Source organism: Streptomyces sp. Y2F8-2 (assembly GCF_014905555.1).
Lineage (GTDB): Bacteria > Actinomycetota > Actinomycetes > Streptomycetales > Streptomycetaceae > Streptomyces > Streptomyces cynarae.
Genome location: NZ_BNGS01000012.1, coordinates 124,062 through 145,041 on the forward strand (window position 1 = coordinate 124,062; position 20,980 = coordinate 145,041).

Annotated in this window: 20 protein-coding genes and 1 pseudogene; 12 read left to right on the forward strand and 9 right to left on the reverse strand. The window is 71.7% G+C overall.

All coding sequences use genetic code 11. The features are described from left to right. Nucleotides 1–27: 27 nt before the first annotated feature. The 3 genes from SY2F82_RS32935 to SY2F82_RS32945 form a co-directional block, all read right to left on the reverse strand. Entirely contained in the window at nt 28–576 is a 549-nt protein-coding gene (locus SY2F82_RS32935; protein ID WP_200421867.1) for a sigma-70 family RNA polymerase sigma factor, read from the reverse strand. A gap of 160 nt (nt 577–736) precedes the next feature. Beyond that, complete coding sequence (locus tag SY2F82_RS32940) at nt 737–2,161, reverse strand: amino acid permease (RefSeq protein WP_200421866.1); 1,425 nt, start codon at nt 2,159–2,161, stop codon at nt 737–739. Between the two features lie 95 nt (nt 2,162–2,256). After that, entirely contained in the window at nt 2,257–2,718 is a 462-nt protein-coding gene (locus tag SY2F82_RS32945; RefSeq protein WP_200421865.1) for a universal stress protein, read from the reverse strand. Nucleotides 2,719–2,767: 49 nt separating this feature from the next. Here SY2F82_RS32945 and SY2F82_RS39270 point away from each other — a divergent pair. Continuing rightward, nucleotides 2,768–2,911: pseudogene (locus SY2F82_RS39270) on the forward strand (polysaccharide deacetylase family protein); the annotation flags it as partial. Nucleotides 2,912–2,959: 48 nt separating this feature from the next. On the opposite strand, the gene SY2F82_RS32950 reads toward SY2F82_RS39270, so the two are convergent. The 4 genes from SY2F82_RS32950 to SY2F82_RS32965 all read right to left on the reverse strand — a co-directional run bounded on the left by SY2F82_RS32950 (nt 2,960) and on the right by SY2F82_RS32965 (nt 5,934). Then, nucleotides 2,960–3,670 (reverse strand): class F sortase, encoded by a 711-nt coding sequence (locus tag SY2F82_RS32950; RefSeq protein ID WP_200421864.1) that lies wholly within the window; start codon nt 3,668–3,670, stop codon nt 2,960–2,962. 53 nt (nt 3,671–3,723) lie between these two features. After that, nucleotides 3,724–4,296, reverse strand: coding sequence for a hypothetical protein (locus SY2F82_RS32955; protein WP_200421863.1), 573 nt, complete (start codon nt 4,294–4,296; stop codon nt 3,724–3,726). Between the two features lie 266 nt (nt 4,297–4,562). Beyond that, nucleotides 4,563–5,327, reverse strand: a complete 765-nt coding sequence (locus tag SY2F82_RS32960) for a DUF4239 domain-containing protein (protein ID WP_200421862.1) — start codon at nt 5,325–5,327, stop codon at nt 4,563–4,565. Between the two features lie 16 nt (nt 5,328–5,343). After that, on the reverse strand, nt 5,344–5,934 hold the full coding sequence (locus SY2F82_RS32965) for a hypothetical protein (protein ID WP_236041831.1): 591 nt from the start codon (nt 5,932–5,934) through the stop codon (nt 5,344–5,346). A 298-nt stretch (nt 5,935–6,232) separates the two neighbouring features. On the opposite strand from SY2F82_RS32965, the gene SY2F82_RS32970 reads away from it, so the two are divergent. The 3 genes from SY2F82_RS32970 (at nt 6,233) to SY2F82_RS32980 (ending at nt 10,460) form a co-directional block, all read left to right on the forward strand. Next, nucleotides 6,233–7,183, forward strand: coding sequence for an SCO0930 family lipoprotein (locus SY2F82_RS32970; protein WP_200421860.1), 951 nt, complete (start codon nt 6,233–6,235; stop codon nt 7,181–7,183). 311 nt (nt 7,184–7,494) lie between these two features. Next, complete coding sequence (locus tag SY2F82_RS32975; protein WP_200421859.1) at nt 7,495–8,307, forward strand: SAM-dependent methyltransferase; 813 nt, start codon at nt 7,495–7,497, stop codon at nt 8,305–8,307. Further along, a complete protein-coding gene (locus SY2F82_RS32980) occupies nt 8,304–10,460 on the forward strand; it encodes a bifunctional diguanylate cyclase/phosphodiesterase (protein ID WP_200421858.1) in 2,157 nt (718 codons plus the stop codon). Before SY2F82_RS32975 ends, SY2F82_RS32980 begins: the two co-directional genes overlap by 4 nt. 4 nt (nt 10,461–10,464) lie before the next feature. Here the strand turns inward: SY2F82_RS32980 and SY2F82_RS32985 are convergent, their stop codons facing one another. Then, complete coding sequence (locus tag SY2F82_RS32985) at nt 10,465–11,328, reverse strand: LysR family transcriptional regulator (RefSeq protein ID WP_200421857.1); 864 nt, start codon at nt 11,326–11,328, stop codon at nt 10,465–10,467. A 121-nt stretch (nt 11,329–11,449) separates the two neighbouring features. On the opposite strand from SY2F82_RS32985, the gene SY2F82_RS32990 reads away from it, so the two are divergent. Beyond that, entirely contained in the window at nt 11,450–12,340 is an 891-nt protein-coding gene (locus SY2F82_RS32990; protein ID WP_200421856.1) for an NAD(P)H-binding protein, read from the forward strand. A 12-nt stretch (nt 12,341–12,352) separates the two neighbouring features. Here the strand turns inward: SY2F82_RS32990 and SY2F82_RS32995 are convergent, their stop codons facing one another. Then, a complete protein-coding gene (locus SY2F82_RS32995; RefSeq protein ID WP_200421855.1) occupies nt 12,353–13,237 on the reverse strand; it encodes a LysR family transcriptional regulator in 885 nt (294 codons plus the stop codon). Nucleotides 13,238–13,357: 120 nt separating this feature from the next. Here SY2F82_RS32995 and SY2F82_RS33000 point away from each other — a divergent pair, with 120 nt between their 5' ends. The 7 genes from SY2F82_RS33000 (at nt 13,358) to SY2F82_RS33030 (ending at nt 20,874) form a co-directional block, all read left to right on the forward strand. Further along, nucleotides 13,358–14,029, forward strand: coding sequence for a succinate dehydrogenase (locus tag SY2F82_RS33000; RefSeq protein ID WP_200422143.1), 672 nt, complete (start codon nt 13,358–13,360; stop codon nt 14,027–14,029). Nucleotide 14,030: 1 nt separating this feature from the next. After that, on the forward strand, nt 14,031–15,989 hold the full coding sequence (locus tag SY2F82_RS33005) for a fumarate reductase/succinate dehydrogenase flavoprotein subunit (RefSeq protein ID WP_200421854.1): 1,959 nt from the start codon (nt 14,031–14,033) through the stop codon (nt 15,987–15,989). Further along, nucleotides 15,986–16,735, forward strand: a complete 750-nt coding sequence (locus SY2F82_RS33010; protein ID WP_200421853.1) for a succinate dehydrogenase/fumarate reductase iron-sulfur subunit — start codon at nt 15,986–15,988, stop codon at nt 16,733–16,735. The genes SY2F82_RS33005 and SY2F82_RS33010 overlap by 4 nt, the downstream gene beginning before the upstream one ends. Before the next feature lie 239 nt (nt 16,736–16,974). Beyond that, complete coding sequence (locus tag SY2F82_RS33015; protein WP_200421852.1) at nt 16,975–17,745, forward strand: GNAT family N-acetyltransferase; 771 nt, start codon at nt 16,975–16,977, stop codon at nt 17,743–17,745. 173 nt (nt 17,746–17,918) lie between these two features. Then, entirely contained in the window at nt 17,919–18,731 is an 813-nt protein-coding gene (locus SY2F82_RS33020) for a 1-acyl-sn-glycerol-3-phosphate acyltransferase (protein WP_200422142.1), read from the forward strand. Nucleotides 18,732–18,780: 49 nt separating this feature from the next. Beyond that, nucleotides 18,781–20,280 carry a metallophosphoesterase gene (locus SY2F82_RS33025; protein ID WP_200421851.1) on the forward strand — a complete coding sequence of 500 codons (1,500 nt, stop codon included), beginning with the start codon at nt 18,781–18,783 and terminating at the stop codon, nt 20,278–20,280. 120 nt (nt 20,281–20,400) lie between these two features. Further along, nucleotides 20,401–20,874, forward strand: coding sequence for a nuclear transport factor 2 family protein (locus tag SY2F82_RS33030; protein WP_200421850.1), 474 nt, complete (start codon nt 20,401–20,403; stop codon nt 20,872–20,874). Nucleotides 20,875–20,980 lie beyond the last annotated feature (106 nt).

Genomic DNA, 20,980 nt, shown 5'->3' on the forward strand with positions numbered 1-20,980 from the left:
TGCGAAGGCTTGACTCTGGCTTCGGTTTCACCGCAGGTCCGCCGCGTATCCCGGAAGGACCCGGCGCAGGGCGCGCAGGGCGTAGTACGCACGGGACTTCACAGTACCGGGCGGAATCCCCAGGGTTCGGGCGGCCTCCGCCACACTCGCCCCGTGGAAGTACACCTGCACCAGGACTTCCCTGTGCTCGGGAGTGAGTGTCTTCACAGCCCGCCGTACGTCGAGCGTCGCGGCGGCCCGTTCGGCGTGGTCGGCCATCACGCGGGCGTTCTCCGGGACGGCGTCCCCGACCTCGGCGGGACGGGCCTGACGCGCCCGCTTGGCGTCGATGGCGAGCCGCCGGCCGACGGTGAGCAGCCAGGGGCGCACGGAGTCGAAATCGGGCGCGCGCAGCGCTTCGGGGTGTTGCCAGGCGCGTACGAACGTCTCCTGCAACAGGTCCTCGGCGCGCTGACGGTCACCGTCCGAGAGCCTGAGCAGCAGCGCGAAGAGGGGACGGCCGTGCTCGCGCTGCAACTCGGCCAGCTCGTGCTCGGCGGTCGTCCCGGTGGTGGGGGTGGTGCTTCCGGCCGTCATGGGCGTATGGCAACCCGCCTTCGCCCGCCGGGACAGGGCCGGGACGGCGCGGTGCGGTGGGCGGTCGCTGTTCGTCGGTGAACGGTGCGGTGAGCGGTCGACCGGAGAGGCGCGCCGGGCTTCCGGGTGTCGGGCCAGGGGGTCGGATCAGGGGGTCTGATCAGGGGGTCGGCGGGGTCTTGGCCAGCTCGGAGCGCCGGTAGGAGTAACCGAAGTACACGATCTGGCCGATCAGGAACCACACGGCGAACCGCACCCATGTCTCCCACCGCAGGAACGTGATCAGCCAGAGCGAGAAGACCACGCCCACCGCGGGGAGGAACGGCATCCACGGCGTGCGGAAGGTGCGCGGCAGGTCCGGCTGCCGGTAGCGCAGCACGATCACCGCCGTGCACACCACGACGAACGCCAACAGGATGCCGATGTTGGTCAGTTCGGCCACCTGGGCGATCGGCAGGAACCCGGCGATGAGGGCCGAGGCGATCCCGACGATCCATGTCACACGGGTCGGGACGTGACGCGTGGGATGTGTCTTGGCGAACCACGAGGGCAGCAGTCCGTCACGCGACATGGAGAACCACACCCGGGTGACGCCCAGCATGAACGTGAACATGACGGTGAGGATGCCGATGACGGCCCCGACCGCGATCACGTCCGCGAGCCCGCTGAGACCGACCGCCTTGAACGCGCTGGAGAAGCCGCTCTCCTTGTCGATGTGCTGGTACTTCTGCATGCCCGTCAGGACCAGGCAGGCCGCCACGTACAGCACCATCGAGATCGCCAGCGAGTAGACGATCGCCTTCGGCATGTGGCGCTGCGCGTCCTTGGACTCCTCCGCGGCCGTCGACATGGCGTCGTAGCCGAAGACCGCGAAGAACACGGTCGCCGCACCCGTGAACGCGCCGCCGACGCCGTAGGGGAAGAACGGGTGGTAGTTGCCGCTGTCGATGTGGAAGACGCCGACACCGATCACCAGCAGCACGACGAGGATCTTCAGCGCCACGACGAACGTCTCGAAACGGGCCGCGTTGCGGATGCCGAGGTTCAGCAGGTACGCGATCAGCAGGCACAGCACGAGCGCGAACAGGTCCACCCGGTGTCCGGCGCCCGTGCCCGGCGCTCCCAGCATCCACGCCGGCAGGTGCGCGCCCATCTCGCCGACGAGGAAGCCGAAGTAGCCGGAGATGCCGATGGCGACCACCGCCACGATCGCCGTGTACTCCAGCAGCAGGTCCCAGCCGATGAACCAGCCGGCGTACTCGCCGAGCACCGCGTAGCCGTACGTGTAGGCCGATCCCGCCTTCGGGATGAGCCCGGCGAACTCGGCGTACGACAGGGCGGCGGTCGCGCTCGCCAGGCCCGCGATCAGGAACGACACCAGGACCGCGGGTCCGGCGGTGCCGTTCGCGACCGTGCCGGCGAGGGTGAAGATGCCGGCGCCGATGATCCCGCCGACGCCGATCGCCGTCAGCTGCCACAGGCCGAGCGAGCGCTCGAGCCGGGTGCCCTCGCCGACCTCCGTCTCGTCGATGTGCTCGATGGGTTTGCGGCGGAGAATTCCCTCGCCCTTACGGAGTCCGGCCATGAGCCTCACCTCTTCGCGGACCTCTTCGCGGACGGCAATGCACTGGCCGGATCATGATGGCGCAGCTGCGCCGGGGAGGGAAGACGGCGACGTCCCTACGGTACGACTGTTACGGGCCAGCGGCCCGCCTTCACCAGGCGGATCGCCACCGAGCCGACGATGCGGTGGCCGGCCTGCTCCGACGCGCCGACCACGACGGCGTCCGCCTTCAGCTCCTCGGCGGCCTTGACCAGGCCGTTGTACGGGTCGCCGCGGAAGGTGTGGAACTCCCAGCGCACGTCGAATATGCCCTTCACCCGCTCGGCGGCCTCACGGATCTGGGCGACCAGTTCCTCGGCGATCTCGTCGGTCGTCTCCGCCACCGGAACCCCGAGCGCCGCCCCGGCCGCCATCACCGGCTGCACGTACACGACCGCGAGCAGCGCGTGCTGCCGCCGGGCGAGACCGCCGGCGTAGGCCGCGGCCCGCAGCGACGAGTCGGAGCCGTCCACCCCGACGAGGATGACCTTGGGCCCGTCCGTGCCCCGCTCGAACTGGTGCGAGTGCTGTTCCGTCACATGGGCGAGGCTATCGGAATCTGCAGGTCCGGTCCGCTGCGGCCGGGGACTGGAGGGCGGCGTCGCCCCCGGCGTCGTCGTCCTCTCGCACGACGCCGGCGGCGACCGCTCACAGATCGCGGCGGCACTTCGCGACCATCCGCCGGTCCTGCTGGACGCCGGCCACCACCTCACCGTGCCGAGGAGGCGGTCGACCCGAACACCCTGCCGGGCAGGTGCGCCGGTCCCGGCCGGCCCCCGCTCAGCGCACGGCCACCATCCGGGCGAACACCACCACGTTCCCCGCGTAGTTCCCGTCGACGAACTCTCCCCCGCAGGTGATGACCCGCAGTTCCGGCGCCCCCTTGTTCCCGTAGACGTGGTCACCCGGGAAGTGGGCCTTGTCGACCACCTCGTTGCCGTAGACCTCGAACACGGCGGTCCTGCCGTCCTGGCGCCGGACTTCGATGTGATGGCCCTTGCCCAGTGCACCGAGCCCGTAGAAGACGGCCGGCCCCTCACGGTTGTCGACATGGCCGACGATCACGGCGGTGCCCTTCTCACCGGGTGAGACAGCGCCGGTGAACCAGCCCGCCAGGTTCGGATCCTCGGGCGGCGGGGCGGCCACCCAGCCGGACGTGTCCAGGCCCACGGGTATGACGGGGGCGTCGATCTGGAGCGCCGGGATGTGGACACGTTCGACCGCGGAGTACGGCAGCGGATCGGGCGTCTCCGAGACGCCGGCCCCCGAGCCCGACCCCGACCCCGAGCCCGAGGCCGAGCCGGGGCCCGAGCGGGAGTCGGGGGCCGGGGCTGCCGCCTTCGCGGGCTGGGGCGGGCCCACAGGGGACTCGCCCGAACCGTTCCGCACCAGGGCGAGACCCGTCAGCAGCACCAGCGCGATCACGCCCCACGGGGCGCGTTTGCGCTGGTGCCCGCTCTCTCCTCCTTCGGCCGGCCCGGAAGCAGACATTCGCCATCCCCTCCCGGCGCCGCCGTCTCGGCGCGCCGTTCACGCTGTGACGGTCAGGAGGTGCTGCCGCGGCCACGGCGGCGCGTAAGCTGCCAGGCCGCGCCGACCGAGACCAGGACGAGGGCGGCACCGAGGCCGGTCTTCTTCAGGTCGAAGCCGCCGATGCTGCCACCCTCACCGGCGTGCACGCCGTGCTGTGGCCGCTCCGCCTCGCCCCGTCCGTTCTCACGGCCCGAGCCCTCGTCCTGCGACTCCTCGTCGCGGTCGTTGCGCCCGGCGGTCATGACGAGCTGTCGGTGGCCGGCCTGGTGGCCGCACTGGAACAGCACGTCGAACGTGGTGCCCGGCAGAGCGTTCCGGCCGACCGTGACCGTGGCCGAGTTCCGGCCGCGGGGGATGGTGACGTCGTCGAAGGCGCCCGAGAAGACCTTGGCGTCTTGGTTGCAGCCCCGCACCGGCAGGTTGACCCGCCCGCCGGGGGCGACCGCGGCCGGTTCCAGGTTGTAGGAGAAACCCGAGTGGCCCGCGCCGGCCTCCCCGCCTCGGGCGACGGCCGTCGTACACGCCGTGAGGGCCAGGGCACTGACGCCCAGCATTGCGGCCGAGGCGAGGCGAATCGCGCGCATGGTGAGCCTCCAGGTCTCCGAGGAGCCGTGCCGCGGACCTGTTCCGCTTGCGTAGGAAATGCACCTCGTTGCCCGAAACGCTAAGAAAGGGGGCGGCCGGGCGCGATCCCAGTAGAGCGAATGGGGTACGGGAATGTGCCGCTCAGGGGAGGCGGGGCGGTGAAGGGGGGCGGGCGCGGAGGGTGGCCGCCCGCTTGAGGACGCGGTGGGTCCGCCCGAGCCGTGGAGGGCGGGGGCCGCCCGCCCCCGTATGGGGACGGGGCCCGTCAGCCGTGCAGCTGTGGGAACAGCGCCAGGAACGGCTCCGAGGAGGCCGAGACGCCCCGGCTGTAGGGCGCGTCGAAGTCCCAGATCAGGAAGAGCAGGAAGGCGATCAGCGCCGAGAAGAGCCCCGCCAGGAGGAGTTCGCGGGCCGTGCGCCGGATCTGCAACGCGAACACCATCCCGATGGTGACCACCGCCCCCGCGATCAACCCGAACCACACCACCGGCGGCATCGTCGAGCCGGTGGACTCGGCGCGCGCGTTGCGCGCCCCGTCGGCCGCCGTCACCTGGTCCACGAGCGGTTGGTACGCCTGCGCCTCGTAGTCCGTCTTCGGGTGGTAGTCGGTGACGTCCTGACGGATCCGCTGGAACAGCTCCTGGCCGCGGGCGGTCACCTCGCCGTGATCGGCCATGGCCTTCCACTCGGTGGTGACCACATGGCCGACATACGCGTTGACGTCGGCGCGGACGCGGTCGCGGACGTCGGCCGGATAGACGCGGACGCGCTGCGAGATCTCGTGCAGCGCCTGCGCCTCGGCCTGCACATGGTCCTGGGCGGCGCTGCGGGCCTCCCACACCCCTGCGATGGCCAGGCCCAGCACGATGGCGTACACCACGCCGATCCACATCGTCATGTACTCGATCACGTCCGGGGTCTCGGACGGGTCCTCGTCCACGGCGGCCGTACGGGCCCGGACCAGGGTCACCACGACCACGACGGCGCACGCGGCCGCCATCGCGAGGGTGAGAACAAGCCATTCCGACAACAGGTGCCTCCAGAGATCAGCGCGGACGCAGCGCGGCGATGGCGAACACCGCGGGCGCGACGATGAGCAGGGTGAACGTGAGCGGCGACGGCCCGTCGTGGGGCGGCCGCGGGTGGGACACGGGGTGGTAGGCCGGATAGCGCACCGGGGTCGGTGCGGGGTGCGGGCTCGGCCCGGGCGGGGGTGTCGGCGACGGCGTCGGTGCGGGCGGAGGGATGCGGACGGGGGTCGGGGCGGGTCTCGGGACCGGCCGCGGGGCCGGCGGAAGGGCGCGCGGCGGGGGCGGCGGCACGGGCTTCGGTGTGGGATGCGGCCGCGGAGGTGGCGGGGGCTCGGGCGGCGGCTTGGGGGTGGGCGTCGGAGTCGGGGTCGGCGTGGGGCCGGGTGGCGGCGTGGGACTCGGGCTCGGTGCGGAGCACGGCGGCGTGGGCCAGAGGTCGCCGCCCGCGACCGCCACCGCCTCCGTGCCGCCCGGGCCGGTCGAGGCGTACGCGCACGCGTCGGCCGACGCCGCCCCGGCGGGAACGCCCACGAGGAACCACGCCAGCGTCACCAGGGCCAACCCCCGGGTGACGAGGGCCGTTCGGGGCCGTTGGGGTCGTTGCACGACCGAGATCATCGGCTTCGCCGCGCCCCCGCACGCCCGGGCCCCGGCGAATTGCCTCGAAGGAAGGAGATCCGCCTTCGAGGCGTTTTGGGCAACCACGCCCGCTCCATGCCGAGTTGGGCACATCCGTGCGAGGGGTGCCGGGGGCGGGCCGGGGCGGTGGCCGGAAGCGCGTCACAGGTTCCGGAAAGAAATTCCCGGCCCGATTGAACACACCGGGCACTCCCGCCCGTACCCATGACCACACAGCGGCGCACAGAGGACGCTGCAACACCGAAGCTGACAGCGGGAGTTGAGAATGAAGACATCCTGGCGGAGCGCCTCCCTCGTGGCGACCGCTGCCGCCGTGCTGGCGCTCACGACGGCGTGCGGTTCGCAGAGCGGCACCCAGTCGACGGGCAGCCAGAACGTGGGGGCCACCGCTTTCCCGGGCGGCCTGGGTTCCAGCCCCTCCCTCCCCGGAAACGGCTACGGCGCCGACTCCACCGCCGCGCCGAGCGCCTCCGCCTCCGCGGGCGGGCAGTCCGCGGGTCAGCTCGCCGTCGTCGACAACGCGAAGCTCGGCAAGATCGTCACGGACGGCGCCGGCTTCACCCTCTACCGCTTCGACCAGGACACGGCCGAGCCGCCGAAGTCCACCTGCGACGGCGACTGCGCGAAGGCGTGGCCGCCGGTCCCCGCCGAAGGGGCCACCGTCGCCTCCGGTATCGACACGTCCCTGCTCGGGGAGGTCACCCGATCCGACGGCACCAAGCAGCTCACCATCGCCGGCTGGCCGATGTACCGGTACGCCAAGGACACCAAGGCCGGTGACGTCAACGGCCAGGGAGTCAAGGGCACCTGGTTCGCGACCGCGCCCACCGGCAAGAAGGCCGGCGCCGCCCTGCCCGGCCTGTCGGTCCGCAACGACCCCAAGCTCGGCCCGATCGTCGTCGACAAGAACGGCATGACGGTCTACCGCTTCCTGAAGGACAAGGCCTGGCCCGAGCCGGTGTCGAACTGCACCGGCGCCTGCCTGGAGAAGTGGCCCGTCGTCGCCCCCGTCTCGGCCGACGACACCAAGGGCGTCCAGAAGAAGGGCCTCATGGGCTTCACCCGCCCCGACGGCGCCAAGCAGATGACCGTCAACTGCTGGCCCATCTACACCTTCTCCGGCGACAAGGCCCCCGGAGACACCAACGGTCAGGGTGTGGGCGGCACCTGGTACGCCGTCTCGCCCGACGGAAAGCCGGTCGGCGCGCCGAAGTAGTGATCACACCTCCCCAAGGTTGATCGACCGCCTCACCCAGTCAGCGACGGAACGCGGAAGGGAGTGGACACACAAGCCGGACGAACGGGACACAGGCGCGCACGACCGGTCCACCCCCTCCGCACCGCACGGAGGGGGTGGGCCCTTTGGCGCGGGCGGCGGCGCGTGCCCCCGCTCTCCACGGAAACACCACGTGGTGACCGGGAACGGACGGTCAATTTCCGTTTTTACTCGCTCCGTTGGCGGACGATCAGTAGCCTCTGCTCGAACACCGGATCGCCTACACCGTCGCCAATGCCTTGGAGAGCTGCATGGAGCGCCCCGCCTGGGCCCCTCGGAGCATCGACATCTCCGTGCCGAGTGTCGCCCGTATGTACGACTTCTACCTGGGCGGCTCCCACAACTTCGAGGTCGACCGCGAAGCGGCGCGCAGGGCCATCGAGTACATGCCGGGGCTTCCCAAGATCATGCAGGCGAACCGGGCCTTCATGCGCCGCGCCGTGCGCTTCGCCGCCGGGGAGGGCGTCACCCAGTTCCTCGACATCGGCTCCGGCATCCCGACCTTCGGCAACGTCCACGAGGTGGCGCAGCAGGCGCACCCGGGGGCGCGCGTGGTGTACGTCGACCACGACCCGGTGGCGGTCGCGCACAGCCGGGCCGTCCTCCAGGGCAACGAGCACGCGGACGTCGTCGCGGCCGACCTGCGCAAGCCCCAGGAGATCCTGTCGAGCCCTCAGGTGGAACGACTGATAGACCGGAACCGGCCAGTCGCGCTCCTTCTCGTTGCCATACTGCACTTCGTGGAGGACACGGACGACCCGTACGGTGCGGTGGCCGAGCTGCGCGACTCGCTCGCGCCGGGCAGCCTGCTCGTTCTCACGCACGCCTCGTACGAGGGGATCCCGCTGCCGAAGGAGCGGGCCGACGGCGCGGTCGACGTGTACAACACCATCCGCAATCCGCTGATCATGCGCTCGCGCGACGAGATCGCGCGGTTCTTCGAGGGGTACGACATGGTGGAACCCGGGCTGGTGCCGATGCCGAAGTGGCGGCCCGACACGGCACCCGAGGACGAGGACCCCTTTTCGTTCGCGGGGTTCGCCGGCGTGGGGCGCTCGGCGTGAGGGCGGCACCGGGTGGACCGGGTGGACCGGAGGACAGACTGCGCAGGTTCGCGACGATCTGGAGCCGGGCCGTCTATCCGGTGACCTCGACGTCGCTGACCCGGCCGGAGTTCGAGGAGCGACTGCTGCCGCTGGCCCGGCAGTTGAGCGAGGCGTTGCGGATCAGGGCGTTCGACGCCGCCGCGGCCAAGGGGATCGGCGCGGCGCTCATCGACGCGCACTGCACCGACCCGGAGGCCCTCAGCCGCACCCTCGACTGCGTCGACGCCTACCTCGTGCTCTACTGCGGCGACCCGGACGCCTCCCCGGAGGCGCAGGAGGCCCAGCGCACCCGCTGCTCACGGTTGCAGCACGCGATGGCCGCCGGGTTCGCGGCGGCGCTCAAGGAGCGCACGCTGGCCGAACAGGAGGCCATCGCCCAAGCCGCCCTCACGGCCCAGGGCGAGGTGGCCGAGGCCCTGCACGCCACAGAGGCCCGCTTCCGCGCGGTCTTCGAGGGCGCCGCCATAGGCATCGGCATCGCCGACCTCGACGGCAACGTGCTCCAGGTCAACGGCGCCCTGCTGCGCATGTTCGGCGGCTCCGAGCAACTGATGCGCGGCCGCAACGTCGCCGAGTGGACCCACCCCGACGACGCACCGCAGGTCTGGCGCCTGTACGACGAGCTGGTGCGCGGTGAGCGGGACCACTACCACGTGGAGAAGGCCTTCTACCGGCCTGACGGAACGGTCCTGTGGACCAACCTCACGGTGTCCCTGCTGCGCGACGCCGACGGCAATCCGCAGTACCAGCTCGCGCTCATGGAGGACACCACCGAGCGGCGGCTGCTGAACCTCCGGCTGCGGTACGAGGCCACACACGACGCGCTCACCGGCCTGCCCAACCGGACCCTGTTCTTCGAGCGGTTGGAGAAGGCCCTGGCGGCGGGGGAGGGCCGGCGGTTCGGCCTGTGCTACCTCGACCTGGACGGCTTCAAGACCATCAACGACAGTCTCGGACACGCGGCCGGGGACCGGCTGCTCGTCGAGGTCGCCGACCGGCTGCAGGCCTGCGCGACCGGCCCCGGCGAGATGGTCGCGCGCCTCGGCGGCGACGAGTTCGTGGCGCTGACCACCGGTCCCGACACCGAGCGCGGAGTCGACGAGCTCGCCGGGCGCATCATGAACGCGCTGGTCACCCCGATCAGCGTCGACGGGCGTGAGCTGACCGTGCGCGGCAGCATCGGCATCGTCGAGGGCCCGGTCGGGGAGCGCGGCCCGGCGGAGGTGCTGCGCAGCGCGGACATCACCATGTACCGGGCGAAGTCGGCGGGGGGCAACCGCTACGAGCTCGCCGACCCCGAGGCCGACGCCCGGGCCATCACCCGGCACGGGCTGACCACGGCGCTGCCCACGGCCCTGAACCGGGGCGAGTTCTTCATCGAGTACCAGCCGCTGGTGCACCTCGGCGACGGCAGGGTGCACGGCGCCGAGGCGCTGGTGCGCTGGCTGCACCCGCAGCACGGGGTGCTCGGCCCCGACCGTTTCATCCCGCTCGCCGAGCGCACCGGGCTGATCGTGCCGCTGGGCCGCTGGGTGCTCCAGGAGGCGGTACGGCAGGCCCGTGCCTGGCAGGAGAAGCAGGACCAGCCCGGCCCGCTGCGCATCAACGTCAACCTCTCGCCCTGCCAGCTCACCCATCCGGGGCTGGTCTCCGACACCGTCGAGATCCTGGAGCGGGCCGGCCTCGAGCCGGACGCGCTCTGCCTGGAGGTCACGGAGTCGGCGCTCATCGGCGCGGACGACGATCTGCTCAAGCCGCTGCGCCGGCTGGCCGAGATGGGGGTGGACATCGCCCTCGACGACTTCGGCACCGGCTACTCGAACCTCGCCAACCTGCGCCGGCTGCCGGTGCGGGTCCTCAAGCTGGACCGTTCCTTCACCCAGAGCATGCAGCAGTATCCGGCGGACCCGGTCGACCTGAAGATCGTGGAGGGGATCGTCTCCCTGGCCCACAGCCTCGACCTCGCGGTCACGGTGGAGGGCGTGGAGACCGGCGCCCAGGCGGAACAGCTGCGGATGATGGGCTGTGACACGGCCCAGGGCTGGTACTACGCCCGCCCCGGCCCCCCGGAGCGCCTGCACGAACTGGCCCTGGTGGACGCGACGGGCTGAGCCGTCACGGCCGTACGGGCTGTGCGCCCCCGGCCCGTGCCCGTACGGTCCCGGCCACGGAGGCGGCCGCCCGGACCAGCGCCGCGGTGGCCGTCGAACGGGACTGCTGCGGCCAGGCGATGGCCAGGACCGCGGGCGGCGCGTCGTCGACGGGGCGGTAGGCGACACCCGGACGCGGGTAGCGGGCGGCGACGGAGGCGGGCAGCAGGGTGACCAGGTCGCCCAGCGCGATCAGCGTGAGCAGCTGGGCGAGGTCGCGGCCCTCCCGCCGCATCCCGTCGATGAATTGATGCAGGTCGCCGGGGCGCAGGTCGAGGTCGGCGAGGCCGAGCCGGTCCCGGGAGGCGAGTGGATGCGTCGCGGCGAGGACGGCGACGCGCGGCTCGGCCAACAGGGTCTCGGTGTCCAGGCCGGTGCGGTCGAACGGCTCGTAGACCAGGGCGGCATCGGCCTCACCCAGGCGCAGCAGCCGAGGCTGTTCCTGCCATCCGCACAGACGGACCGTCACCGGGACCGAAGCGGACTCGGCGGCGTAGTGCTCCAGGACCGGCTCCAGCAGTCCCGCGTCGCCGTCGGCCTTGACGGCCAGGACCAGTTTCCTCTCCCGGGCGGCCGCGCGCTGCGCCCGTCGAGCGGCGGCCTGCAGGGCGTCCAGCGCGATCCGCGCCTCCGCGAGGAGCACCTCGCCGGCCGGGGTCAGAGCCACGCTGTGCGTGGTCCGCTCGAACAGGGTGACACCGAGCTCCGCCTCCAGGTGGCGGATCGCACGGGACAGGGGCGGAGGGGAGATGCCCAGCCGCTCGGCCGCGCGGGCGAAGTTGAGTTCCTCGGCGACGGCGACGAAGTAGCGCAGCGGACGTGATTCCACGGTCCCCCCTCCCGGTATTGCCTCGAGGGTAACAACCGGGAGCGAACCGATCCTTCAGTTCCGGTGGGCCGGGGAGCAGTCTCGATCACGTCTTCCGAACCCGTACTTCCCGGAGATTCCCATGATTCTCGTCACCACCCCGACCGGACAGATCGGCAGCCGGGTCCTCGACGCCCTCCTCGACGCCGGAGACGGGGTGGGGCCGATCAGGGTGATCGTCCGCGATCCCGCGCGCCTGACACCGCGCGTACGCGACCGCGTGGAGGTCGTCCGGGGATCGCACGCGGACCCCGAGGTCACCGCCAAGGCGTGTGCCGGTGCCGACCGGGTGTTCTGGCTGGTGCCTCCGACGCCCGGCGCCGACAGCGTCGAGGGTCACTTCCGCGACTTCACCGAGCCGCTGTGCGAGGCGGTCCGGAACCAGGGGGTCGAACGCGTCGTCGGCGTCTCCACCCTGGGACGCGGGGTGGCGGCGAACGCGGGGCAGATCTCCGCCTCGCTGGCCACGGACGACCGCATCCGGGCCACCGGTGTCCACCACCGGGCGCTGTGCCCGCCGTTCCTGATGGAGAACCTGCTGCACCAGGCCGAGTCGATGCGCAGCGGAGGCGTCTTCTTCCTGGCGGCGGACGGTGACCGGGTGCTGCGCACCTGTACCACCGGTGACATCGGCGCGACCGCGGCGCGGCTGCTGCTCGACGACTCCTGGACCGGCCAGGCCGATGTGCCGCTGGTCGGCCCCGACGACCTGACCCCCGAAGGCATGGCCCGGGTCGTGTCCGAGGTGCTGGACAGGCCGGTGCGCTTCCAGCGGATCAGCGCCGAGGACCACAGGGCGACGCTGGTGCGTCACGGCGCGACCGAATCCTGGGCGCAGGGCCTGGCCGACATGGTGCGAGCGCTCGACGACCAGGGCCTCTACGGCGCCGCCGAGCCGAGCACGCCCGACACCGCACCCACCGCCTTCCGCACGTGGTGCGAGGAGGTGCTCAAGCCGGCCGTGCTCGGCTGAGCGGGGACCGCTTCACCGCTCCAGCAGCATCCGCTGCAGCTCCCGCGCCGCACGCGGCGGTGCCACATCGCTGCGGTGGGCCAGGGCGATCGTCCGGTGCAGTCCGGGCCGGGCCAGCGGCGTCACCCGCAGCCCGCGCCCGGAACGGGTGGCGACCATCCGCGGGACCACGGCCACGCCCAGGCCCGCCCGCACGAAGCCCAGCACCGCGTCCATCTCGCCGCCCTCCACCGCGAAGACCGGCTCGAAGCCCTCGGCGCGGCACGCCGCCACGGTGAGTTCCCTCAGGTCGTAGCCGTGCCGGAACATCACCAGGCGCTCGCCCTCCAGATCCGCGATCCGGACCGTGCGGCGACCGCCGCCGGGTCGGGGCGCGTCCGGGGAGGACACCACCACCAGGTCCTCGCGCAGCAGCTCCACCGTGGTCAGGGCGGGGGAGGGGGTGGGCAGCGGCAGCACGATCAGCGCCAGGTCGAGGGCGCCGCGCGCGAGCTCCCGTACGAGGTCGTGGGAGCCGCCCTCCTCGATCAGCAGCCGGATGCCGGGGTAGCGGTCGTGGAAGGCGCGCAGCACATCCGGCAGCAGGCCGGTGCACAGGCTCGGGGTGGCGCCCAGGCGGATCCGGCCGCTGCGCAGCTGCACCAGCTCCTGCACCTCGTGCCGGGCCGTGTCCGCGTCGGCCAGGATCCGGCGGGCCAGGGGCAGCAGCGCCTCCCCGGCGTCGGTGAGCGTGATGTTGCCGCGCGCCCGCAGGAACAGATCCGCCCCCAGCTCCCGCTCCAGCGCCCTGATCTGCTGCGACAGCGAGGGCTGGGCGACATGGACCAACTCCGCGGCCCGGGTGAAGTGTCGGGTCTCGGCGACGGCCACGAAGTACTGGAGCTGCTGGAACTGCACTCATCCATCATAGGAAGCATCTATCGAAACGAGCCGGACCATGTCTTGGACCGATGAGGACATTCGGCCCTAGCGTGCTGTGACATGGCACTGGCAACGCGGACGGACCGACGGCCGTCCATGGCACGCACCGTGTGGGACTCCACCGTCGGCAAGAAGACCGTGATGGCGGTCAGCGGCCTGATCATGCTGCTGTACCTGGTTGCCCACATGATCGGAAACCTGAAGATCTACTTCGGGGCGGGCGAGTTCAACCACTACGCCCACTGGCTGCGCACCGTCGGCGAGCCGTTCATGCACTACGAGTGGACGCTCTGGCTCATCCGGATCGTCCTGATCGTGGCCGTCGTCGCCCACGCCGTCTCCGCCTACCAGCTCAGCCGCCGCGACATCAAGGCCCGGCCCAGCAAGTACGTGCACAAAAGGCCGCGGGCGAGCTACGCCACCCGCACCATGCGCTGGGGCGGGATCATCCTCGGCCTGTTCATCGTCTGGCACGTCCTGGACCTGACCACCGGCACCGTGCACCCGGGCAGCTTCCAGCCCGGACATCCGTACCAGAACGTCGTCGACGACTTCTCCCACTGGTACAGCAACGTCGTCTACATCGTCGCGATGCTGGCGCTCGGCCTGCACATCCGGCACGGCTTCTGGAGCGCCGCCCAGACCCTCGGCGTCGGCAGCCGGAGGCGCGACCGCGCCCTGAAGACCGTCGCCAACGTCCTCGCGCTGCTGCTCACGGCCGGATTCATCGCCGTACCCGTGGGCGTCATGACCGGAGTGGTGAGCTGACATGACCGACTACGTGAACTACACGACCGGCGACCCGGTCGTCGACGGCAAGGCCCCCTCCGGCCCCATCCACGAGCGCTGGGACAAGCGCCGCTTCGAGGCCAAGCTGGTCAACCCCGCCAACCGCCGCAAGCACACGATCATCGTCGTCGGCACCGGCCTCGCCGGCGGCTCCGCGGGCGCCACCCTCGCCGAACAGGGCTACCACGTCGTCCAGTTCTGCTACCAGGACTCCCCGCGCCGCGCCCACTCGATCGCCGCGCAGGGCGGCATCAACGCGGCGAAGAACTACCGCAACGACGGCGACTCGATCCACCGGCTCTTCTACGACACCGTCAAGGGCGGCGACTTCCGCGCCCGCGAGTCCAACGTCCACCGCCTGGCCCAGATCTCGGTGGAGATCATCGACCAGTGCGTGGCGCAGGGCGTGCCCTTCGCCCGCGAGTACGGCGGCCTGCTGGACACCCGCTCCTTCGGCGGCGTCCAGGTCTCCCGCACCTTCTACGCCCGCGGCCAGACGGGCCAGCAGCTCCTGCTGGGCGCCTACCAGGCGCTGTCGCGGCAGATCGCCGCCGGGAACGTCGAGATGCACCCGCGCACCGAGATGCTCGACCTGATCGTCATCGACGGCCGGGCCCGCGGCATCGTCGCCCGCGACCTGATCACCGGCAGGATCGACACGTACTTCGCGGACGCCGTCGTCCTGGCCTCCGGCGGCTACGGCAACGTCTTCTACCTGTCGACGAACGCCATGAACTCCAACGCGACCGCGATCTGGCGGGCGCACCGGCGCGGCGCCTACTTCGCCAACCCCTGCTTCACACAGATCCACCCGACCTGCATCCCGCGTACCGGCGACCACCAGTCCAAGCTCACCCTGATGAGCGAGTCGCTGCGCAACGACGGCCGGATCTGGGTGCCCAAGGCCAAGGGCGACAACCGCCCGCCGAACGAGATCCCCGAGGACGAGCGCGACTACTACCTGGAGCGCATCTACCCGTCCTTCGGCAACCTGGTCCCGCGGGACATCGCCTCCCGCGCCGCGAAGAACGTCTGCGACGAGGGCCGCGGCGTCGGCCCCGGCGGCCAGGGCGTCTACCTCGACTTCGCGGACGCGATTCTGCGCATGGGCCGGGGGGCCGTCGAGGCCAAGTACGGCAATCTCTTCGACATGTACCGGCGGATCACCGACGAGGATCCGTACGAGGTGCCGATGCGGATCTACCCCGCCGTGCACTACACGATGGGCGGCCTGTGGGTCGACTACGACCTGCAGACGACGGTCCCGGGCCTGTTCGCGATCGGCGAGGCCAACTTCTCCGACCACGGCGCCAACCGCCTCGGCGCCTCCGCGCTGATGCAGGGCCTGGCCGACGGCTACTTCGTCCTCCCGGCGACCATCAACGACTACCTGGCCCGCAACCCGCACCGGGCCGATGAAGACGCCGTCACCGCCGAGCACCCCGCCGTGCAGGAGGTGCTGGCCGAGACCGAGGACCGGCTGAACCTGCTGCTCTCCGTCGACGGCGACCGTACCCCGGACTCCTTCCACCGCGAGCTCGGCGAGCTGATGTGGGAGTTCTGCGGCATGGCCCGCAGCGACTCCGGTCTGCGCAAGGCCCTGGAGCGGATCCCGCAGATCCGTGAGGAGTTCTGGCGGCGGATCAAGGTGCCCGGCACCGGCGAGGAGCTCAACCAGTCGCTGGAGAAGGCCAACCGCATCGTCGACTACCTGGAGCTCGCCGAGCTGATGTGCCTCGACGCGCTGCACCGCACCGAGTCCTGCGGCGGCCACTTCCGCGAGGAGTCCCAGACCCCGGACGGCGAGGCCGCCCGCAAGGACGACGAGTTCTCCTACGCGGCCGTCTGGGAGTTCACGGGTACGGGCGAGGCCCCGACCCTCCACAAGGAAGACCTGGTCTTCGAGTACGTCCACCCCACCCAGCGGAGCTACGCATGAAGCTCACCCTGCGCGTCTGGCGGCAGAAGAACGCCGACGCCGACGGCGCCATGTCCACCTACGAGGTGGACGGCATCTCGCCCGACATGTCCTTCCTGGAGATGCTGGACGTCCTCAACGAACAGCTCATCCTCTCCGGCGAGGAACCCGTCGCCTTCGACCACGACTGCCGCGAGGGTATCTGCGGCGCGTGCAGCCTGGTGATCAACGGTGACGCGCACGGCCCCGAGCGCACCACGACCTGCCAGCTGCACATGCGGTCCTTCGAGGACGGCGACACCATCGACGTCGAGCCGTGGCGGGCCGCCGCCTTCCCCGTGGTCAAGGACCTGGTCGTGGACCGCTCGGCCTTCGACCGGATCATCCAGGCCGGCGGCTACATCACCGCTCCGACCGGCTCCGCGCCAGAGGCCCACGCCACCCCCGTGCCCAAGGCGGACGCCGACTACGCCTTCGAGCACGCCGAGTGCATCGGCTGCGGCGCCTGCGTGGCCGCCTGCCCCAACGGCGCGGCGATGCTGTTCACCTCGGCCAAGATCAACCACCTCAACGTCCTGCCGCAGGGCGCGCCCGAGCGCGAGACCCGCGTACTGGACATGGTGGCCCAGATGGACGAGGAGGGCTTCGGCGGCTGCACCCTCACCGGCGAGTGCGCCACCGCGTGCCCCAAGGGCATCCCGCTGGTCTCCATCACGAACATGAACAAGGAGTGGCTGCGGGCCGCCCGCAAAGTGGGCAGGCGGTAGAGCCGCCCAGATGGGAACGTTCGCCGGCAGGGTGCGGACGGGCGGGACCGGGTGTGGTGCTCAAGACCCGGTCCCGCCAGGCACCGTCCGGGCACCCCTGGCATTCAACAACCTCACACCCGCTCTCCCTTCGTGGGTCACGCGCAGGCCAATCGGCATCGGAAGAACAGGAGCGCGCAGACCGAACCGCTCAGGTCTGCGTCCGCACCGCCGAAAAGGCCCGTGACCAGGAGAGAGCCATGACCGGCGTTTCCGCCCTCGCCAGCCCCCCACCGCCGCTGGCGCCCACCCGCTACACCGTCTCCCTCGCCCGTGACGAGGCCGACGTCCGGGCCGCGCAGCGGCTGCGCCACGACGTCTTCGCCGGGGAGATGGGCGCCCTTCTGTCCACCCCGCAGCCCGGCCTGGACATCGACGCCTTCGACGCGTACTGCGACCACCTGCTCGTGACGGACACGGTGACCGGTCAGGTCGTGGGCACCTACCGGCTGCTGCCGCCCGAGCGGGCCGCGATCGCCGGGCGGCTGTACTCGGAGGGCGAGTTCGACCTCGGCCCGCTCGCGCCGATCCGCTCCGGGCTCGTCGAGGTGGGCCGCACCTGTGTCCACCCCGACCACCGCGACGGCACGGTCATCGGGCTGATCTGGGCCGGCATAGCCCGCTACATGGTGGACGGCGGCCACGAGTGGCTGGCCGGCTGCTGCTCCCTGCCGCTCGCCGACGGCGGTGCCCTCGCCGCGGCCACCTGGGAGCGGGTGCAGGCCAAGTACCTGGCGCCCGAGGAGTACCGGGTACGGCCGCTGCTGCCCTGGCGCCCCGGGACGCCGGCCCCGGAAGGGCACACCGAGCTGCCCCCGCTGCTGCGCGGTTACCTCCGCCTGGGCGCCTGGGTCTGCGGGGAGCCCGCCCACGACCCGGACTTCGGCGTCGCCGACCTGTACGTGCTGCTGTCGATGCGCCGGATCAACGCGCGCTATCTGCGGCACTTCCTCTCGCTCGTCCCGGCGTGATGAACACCCCCCGGACCGCAGTGACGAACGTGTCCCGTGTCCGCTCCGCCCTGCGACCGCGCCGCGGCACCCCGGTGCTCGCGAGCACGACGACGCTGCCGGCCCCGGTCGCGGTGCCCAGGCCGCGGCGCGTCGAGGTGCACGTGCCGGCGCCCGCCCCGGCGAGCCCCTGGATGCCCAGCGCCCCCTGCTCGCCGCAGTCCTGCGTGGAGGCCGTGGCGTCGGCGGCCGCCGTACCGCGCGCCGTCCTGCGGTTCGCGGCAGTCCTGACGCTGATGGTCGCCGGGCTCGCGCTCTTCCCGGTCGTCCGCCGGATACCCGTCGCACCGCGCGAACGGGCCGTCCGGACCTGGTGCCGAACGGTCGTGCGCGCCACGGGCGTCCGGGTGCGGATCACCGGGGCCGCCCCGCCGTACGGCGGCCTGCTGATGGTCGCCAACCACGTGTCCTGGCTGGACATCCCGCTGCTCGCCGCCGTGCGGCCCGGCCGGATGCTCGCCAAGTCCGACATCCGGCAGTGGCCGGTGGCGGGTGCGCTGACCGCCCTCAGCGGTGCCCTGTTCATCGACCGGAACCGGCTGCGGGCGCTGCCCGACACGGTCGCCCGCATCGCGGACGGTCTGCGCGGTGGTTCGGCGGTCGTGGTGTTCCCCGAGGGCAGCACCTGGTGCGGCAGGGCGCAGGGCCGCTTCCGGCGCGCCGCCTTCCAGGCGGCACTGGACGCGGCCGCGCCCGTCCAGCCGGTACGGCTCCACTACCGGTACGACTCAGGCCCGGCGAGCACCGCCCCCGCGTTCGTGGGCAGCGACTCCCTGCTCACCTCCGTGTGGCGGGTCCTCACGGCACGCGACCTCGTCGCCGAGGTCCGGGTGATGCCCGTACTGGCGCCGGGCGGCGCGCCGGACCGCCGCGCCCTCGCCCTGGCCGCCCAGCGGGCCGTCGGAATCCCGGAGCGCGCACCACCGGACCCGCACGCGCACCTCTGAGGCACCCTCGCCGCTCCGGTGCGCCGGCGGTCATTGCTACGGTGCACCGGTGTCCGAATCCTCACGCGATACCGCCGAGGGCGCCGGCTGGGGCGCCGTAGAACGCGGCAGCTACCGGGACTTGATGCCCGGTCATGTCGAAAAGCTCTCCTGGCTGAACCCGAGGACTCTCTGGGCGGCACGCAACGGCGTGCTGGCCTCCTGGTTCGGCGACCCCACCGGCCGTACCCGGAGCCGCTGGGCGGAACAGTGCGAGGCGGCGGGCGCGCCCGCGGACAGGGTGATCCGGCGCGACGACCAGGACCGCTTCTCCTTCATGGTCCTCGGGGACACCGGCGAGGGGGACGACCCCCAGTACGCCGTGGTGCCGGGGTTCCTGAAGGTGGGTCAGGACACCAGTTTCGCCGTCATGGCCAGCGACGTGATCTACCCGGTCGGCGCGACCGCCGACTACGGGACCAAGTTCTTCCGCCCCTACCAGGACTACCGGGCACCCATCTACGCCATACCCGGCAACCACGACTGGTACGAGGACCTGTACGGGTTCATGAGCGTCTTCTGCGACGCCCCGCCGCTCGCCCCCGACCCGGCCTCCCGCCCGTCGCTCCGCGCCCGGCTGCGCTCCCTGCTGTGGCATCGCCCGGGGGCACAGGACGAACAACGCCTCGCCGAGGCACGCGCGTTGCGCTCCGCACCCGAGCAGCAGGCCGTGCAGCCCGGCCCGTACTGGGCCATCGACGCCGGACCCGTCCGTATCGTCGGCATCGACACCGGTCTGCTCGGCACCATCGACGCCGAACAGGGCCGCTGGCTACGGGAGGTCTCCCGGGGCCCCCGCCCCAAGATCCTCATCACCGGCTCGCCGCTGTACGTGGACGGCGAGCACCACCCCTGCCCCATCGACGGCGGCGGCACAGTCGACGACATCGTCCGCGACCCGGACCACCGCTATGTCGCGGCGATCGGCGGAGACATCCACAACTACCAGCGCTACCCGGTGGAGGTGGACGGCCGCACCATCCAGTACGTGGTCTCCGGCGGCGGCGGCGCGTTCATGCACGCCACCCACACCATCCCGCGCGTGTCCATCGCGAACGTCACCGAGAAGGACTTCCGCTGCTACCCGCTGCGCGGCGACTCCCTCGCCTTCTACAGCAGGCTCTACGGACGCCGGCTGCGGCTGCGCCGCTTCTTCACCCTCACCGAGGCCGAGGCGACCGCCGTCATCGCCGAGCGCCTGGGCATCCCCCCGACCCGCAGCCAGGCGACACCCGCGCGGGTCACCTGGCGCACCCGCCTCGTCGCCGGTCTGCTGGGCGCCGGAGGGCGCCCCGACCGGACCTCCCGTTTCCGGCTGCCCGTCCGCAAGATCTACACCCAGCTCTTCTCGCCGAGTTCGGCCACTTACAGCCCGCCGTTCTTCAAGAGCTTCCTGCGCCTGGACGTCACCCCGGAGGCGGTCCGGCTGCGCTGTTTCGCCGCGACCGGCAACCGGCGCGAGGAACTCGACCCGCCCGTCGAGGACGAGGTGACCATTCCGCTTGTGTGAGAGCGAAGGGTGGGGCGGGGTGTTGCGCGCGTCCGGACTGTCGCGGCTGCGGGAGAACCAGCGGTCTCGTACCGTGGTCGCCCGAGTGGGGACCACCGTTCTCACCTTCGCGGAGGTCATATGACGCACCCACCCCGTCCACCGTTCCCGCCGTTCACCCACGACACCGCCACGGAGAAGGTGCGGCTCGCGGAAGACGCCTGGAACACCCGCGACCCGGAGAAGGTCGCACTCGCCTACACGGTGGACTCCCGCTGGCGCAACCGGGCGGAGTTCGTGACCGGCCGCGACGAGATCGTCGCCTTCCTCACCCGCAAGTGGCGCCGCGAGCTGGACTACCGGCTCATCAAGGAGCTCTGGGCCGTCGACGGCAACCGCATCGCCGTGCGGTTCGCCTACGAGTGCCACGACGACTCGGGCAACTGGTTCCGCTCCTACGGCAACGAGAACTGGGAGTTCGACGACAACGGCCTGATGCGCCGGCGACTCGCATCCATCAACGACCTCCCCCTCCAGGCGCAGGACCGCCTGTTCCACTGGCCACCGGGACGCAGACCCGACGACCACCCGGGGCTGAGCGACCTGGGACTGTGACCACTGGGCGGCGCGCCGTGCCCTGCGCCGCCCCGGCCCCGCGACCCGGGTCGGTCTCCGGTACGAGTCGACTGGCGCCGTACGGTCGTGCTCGGGCGACGGCGCG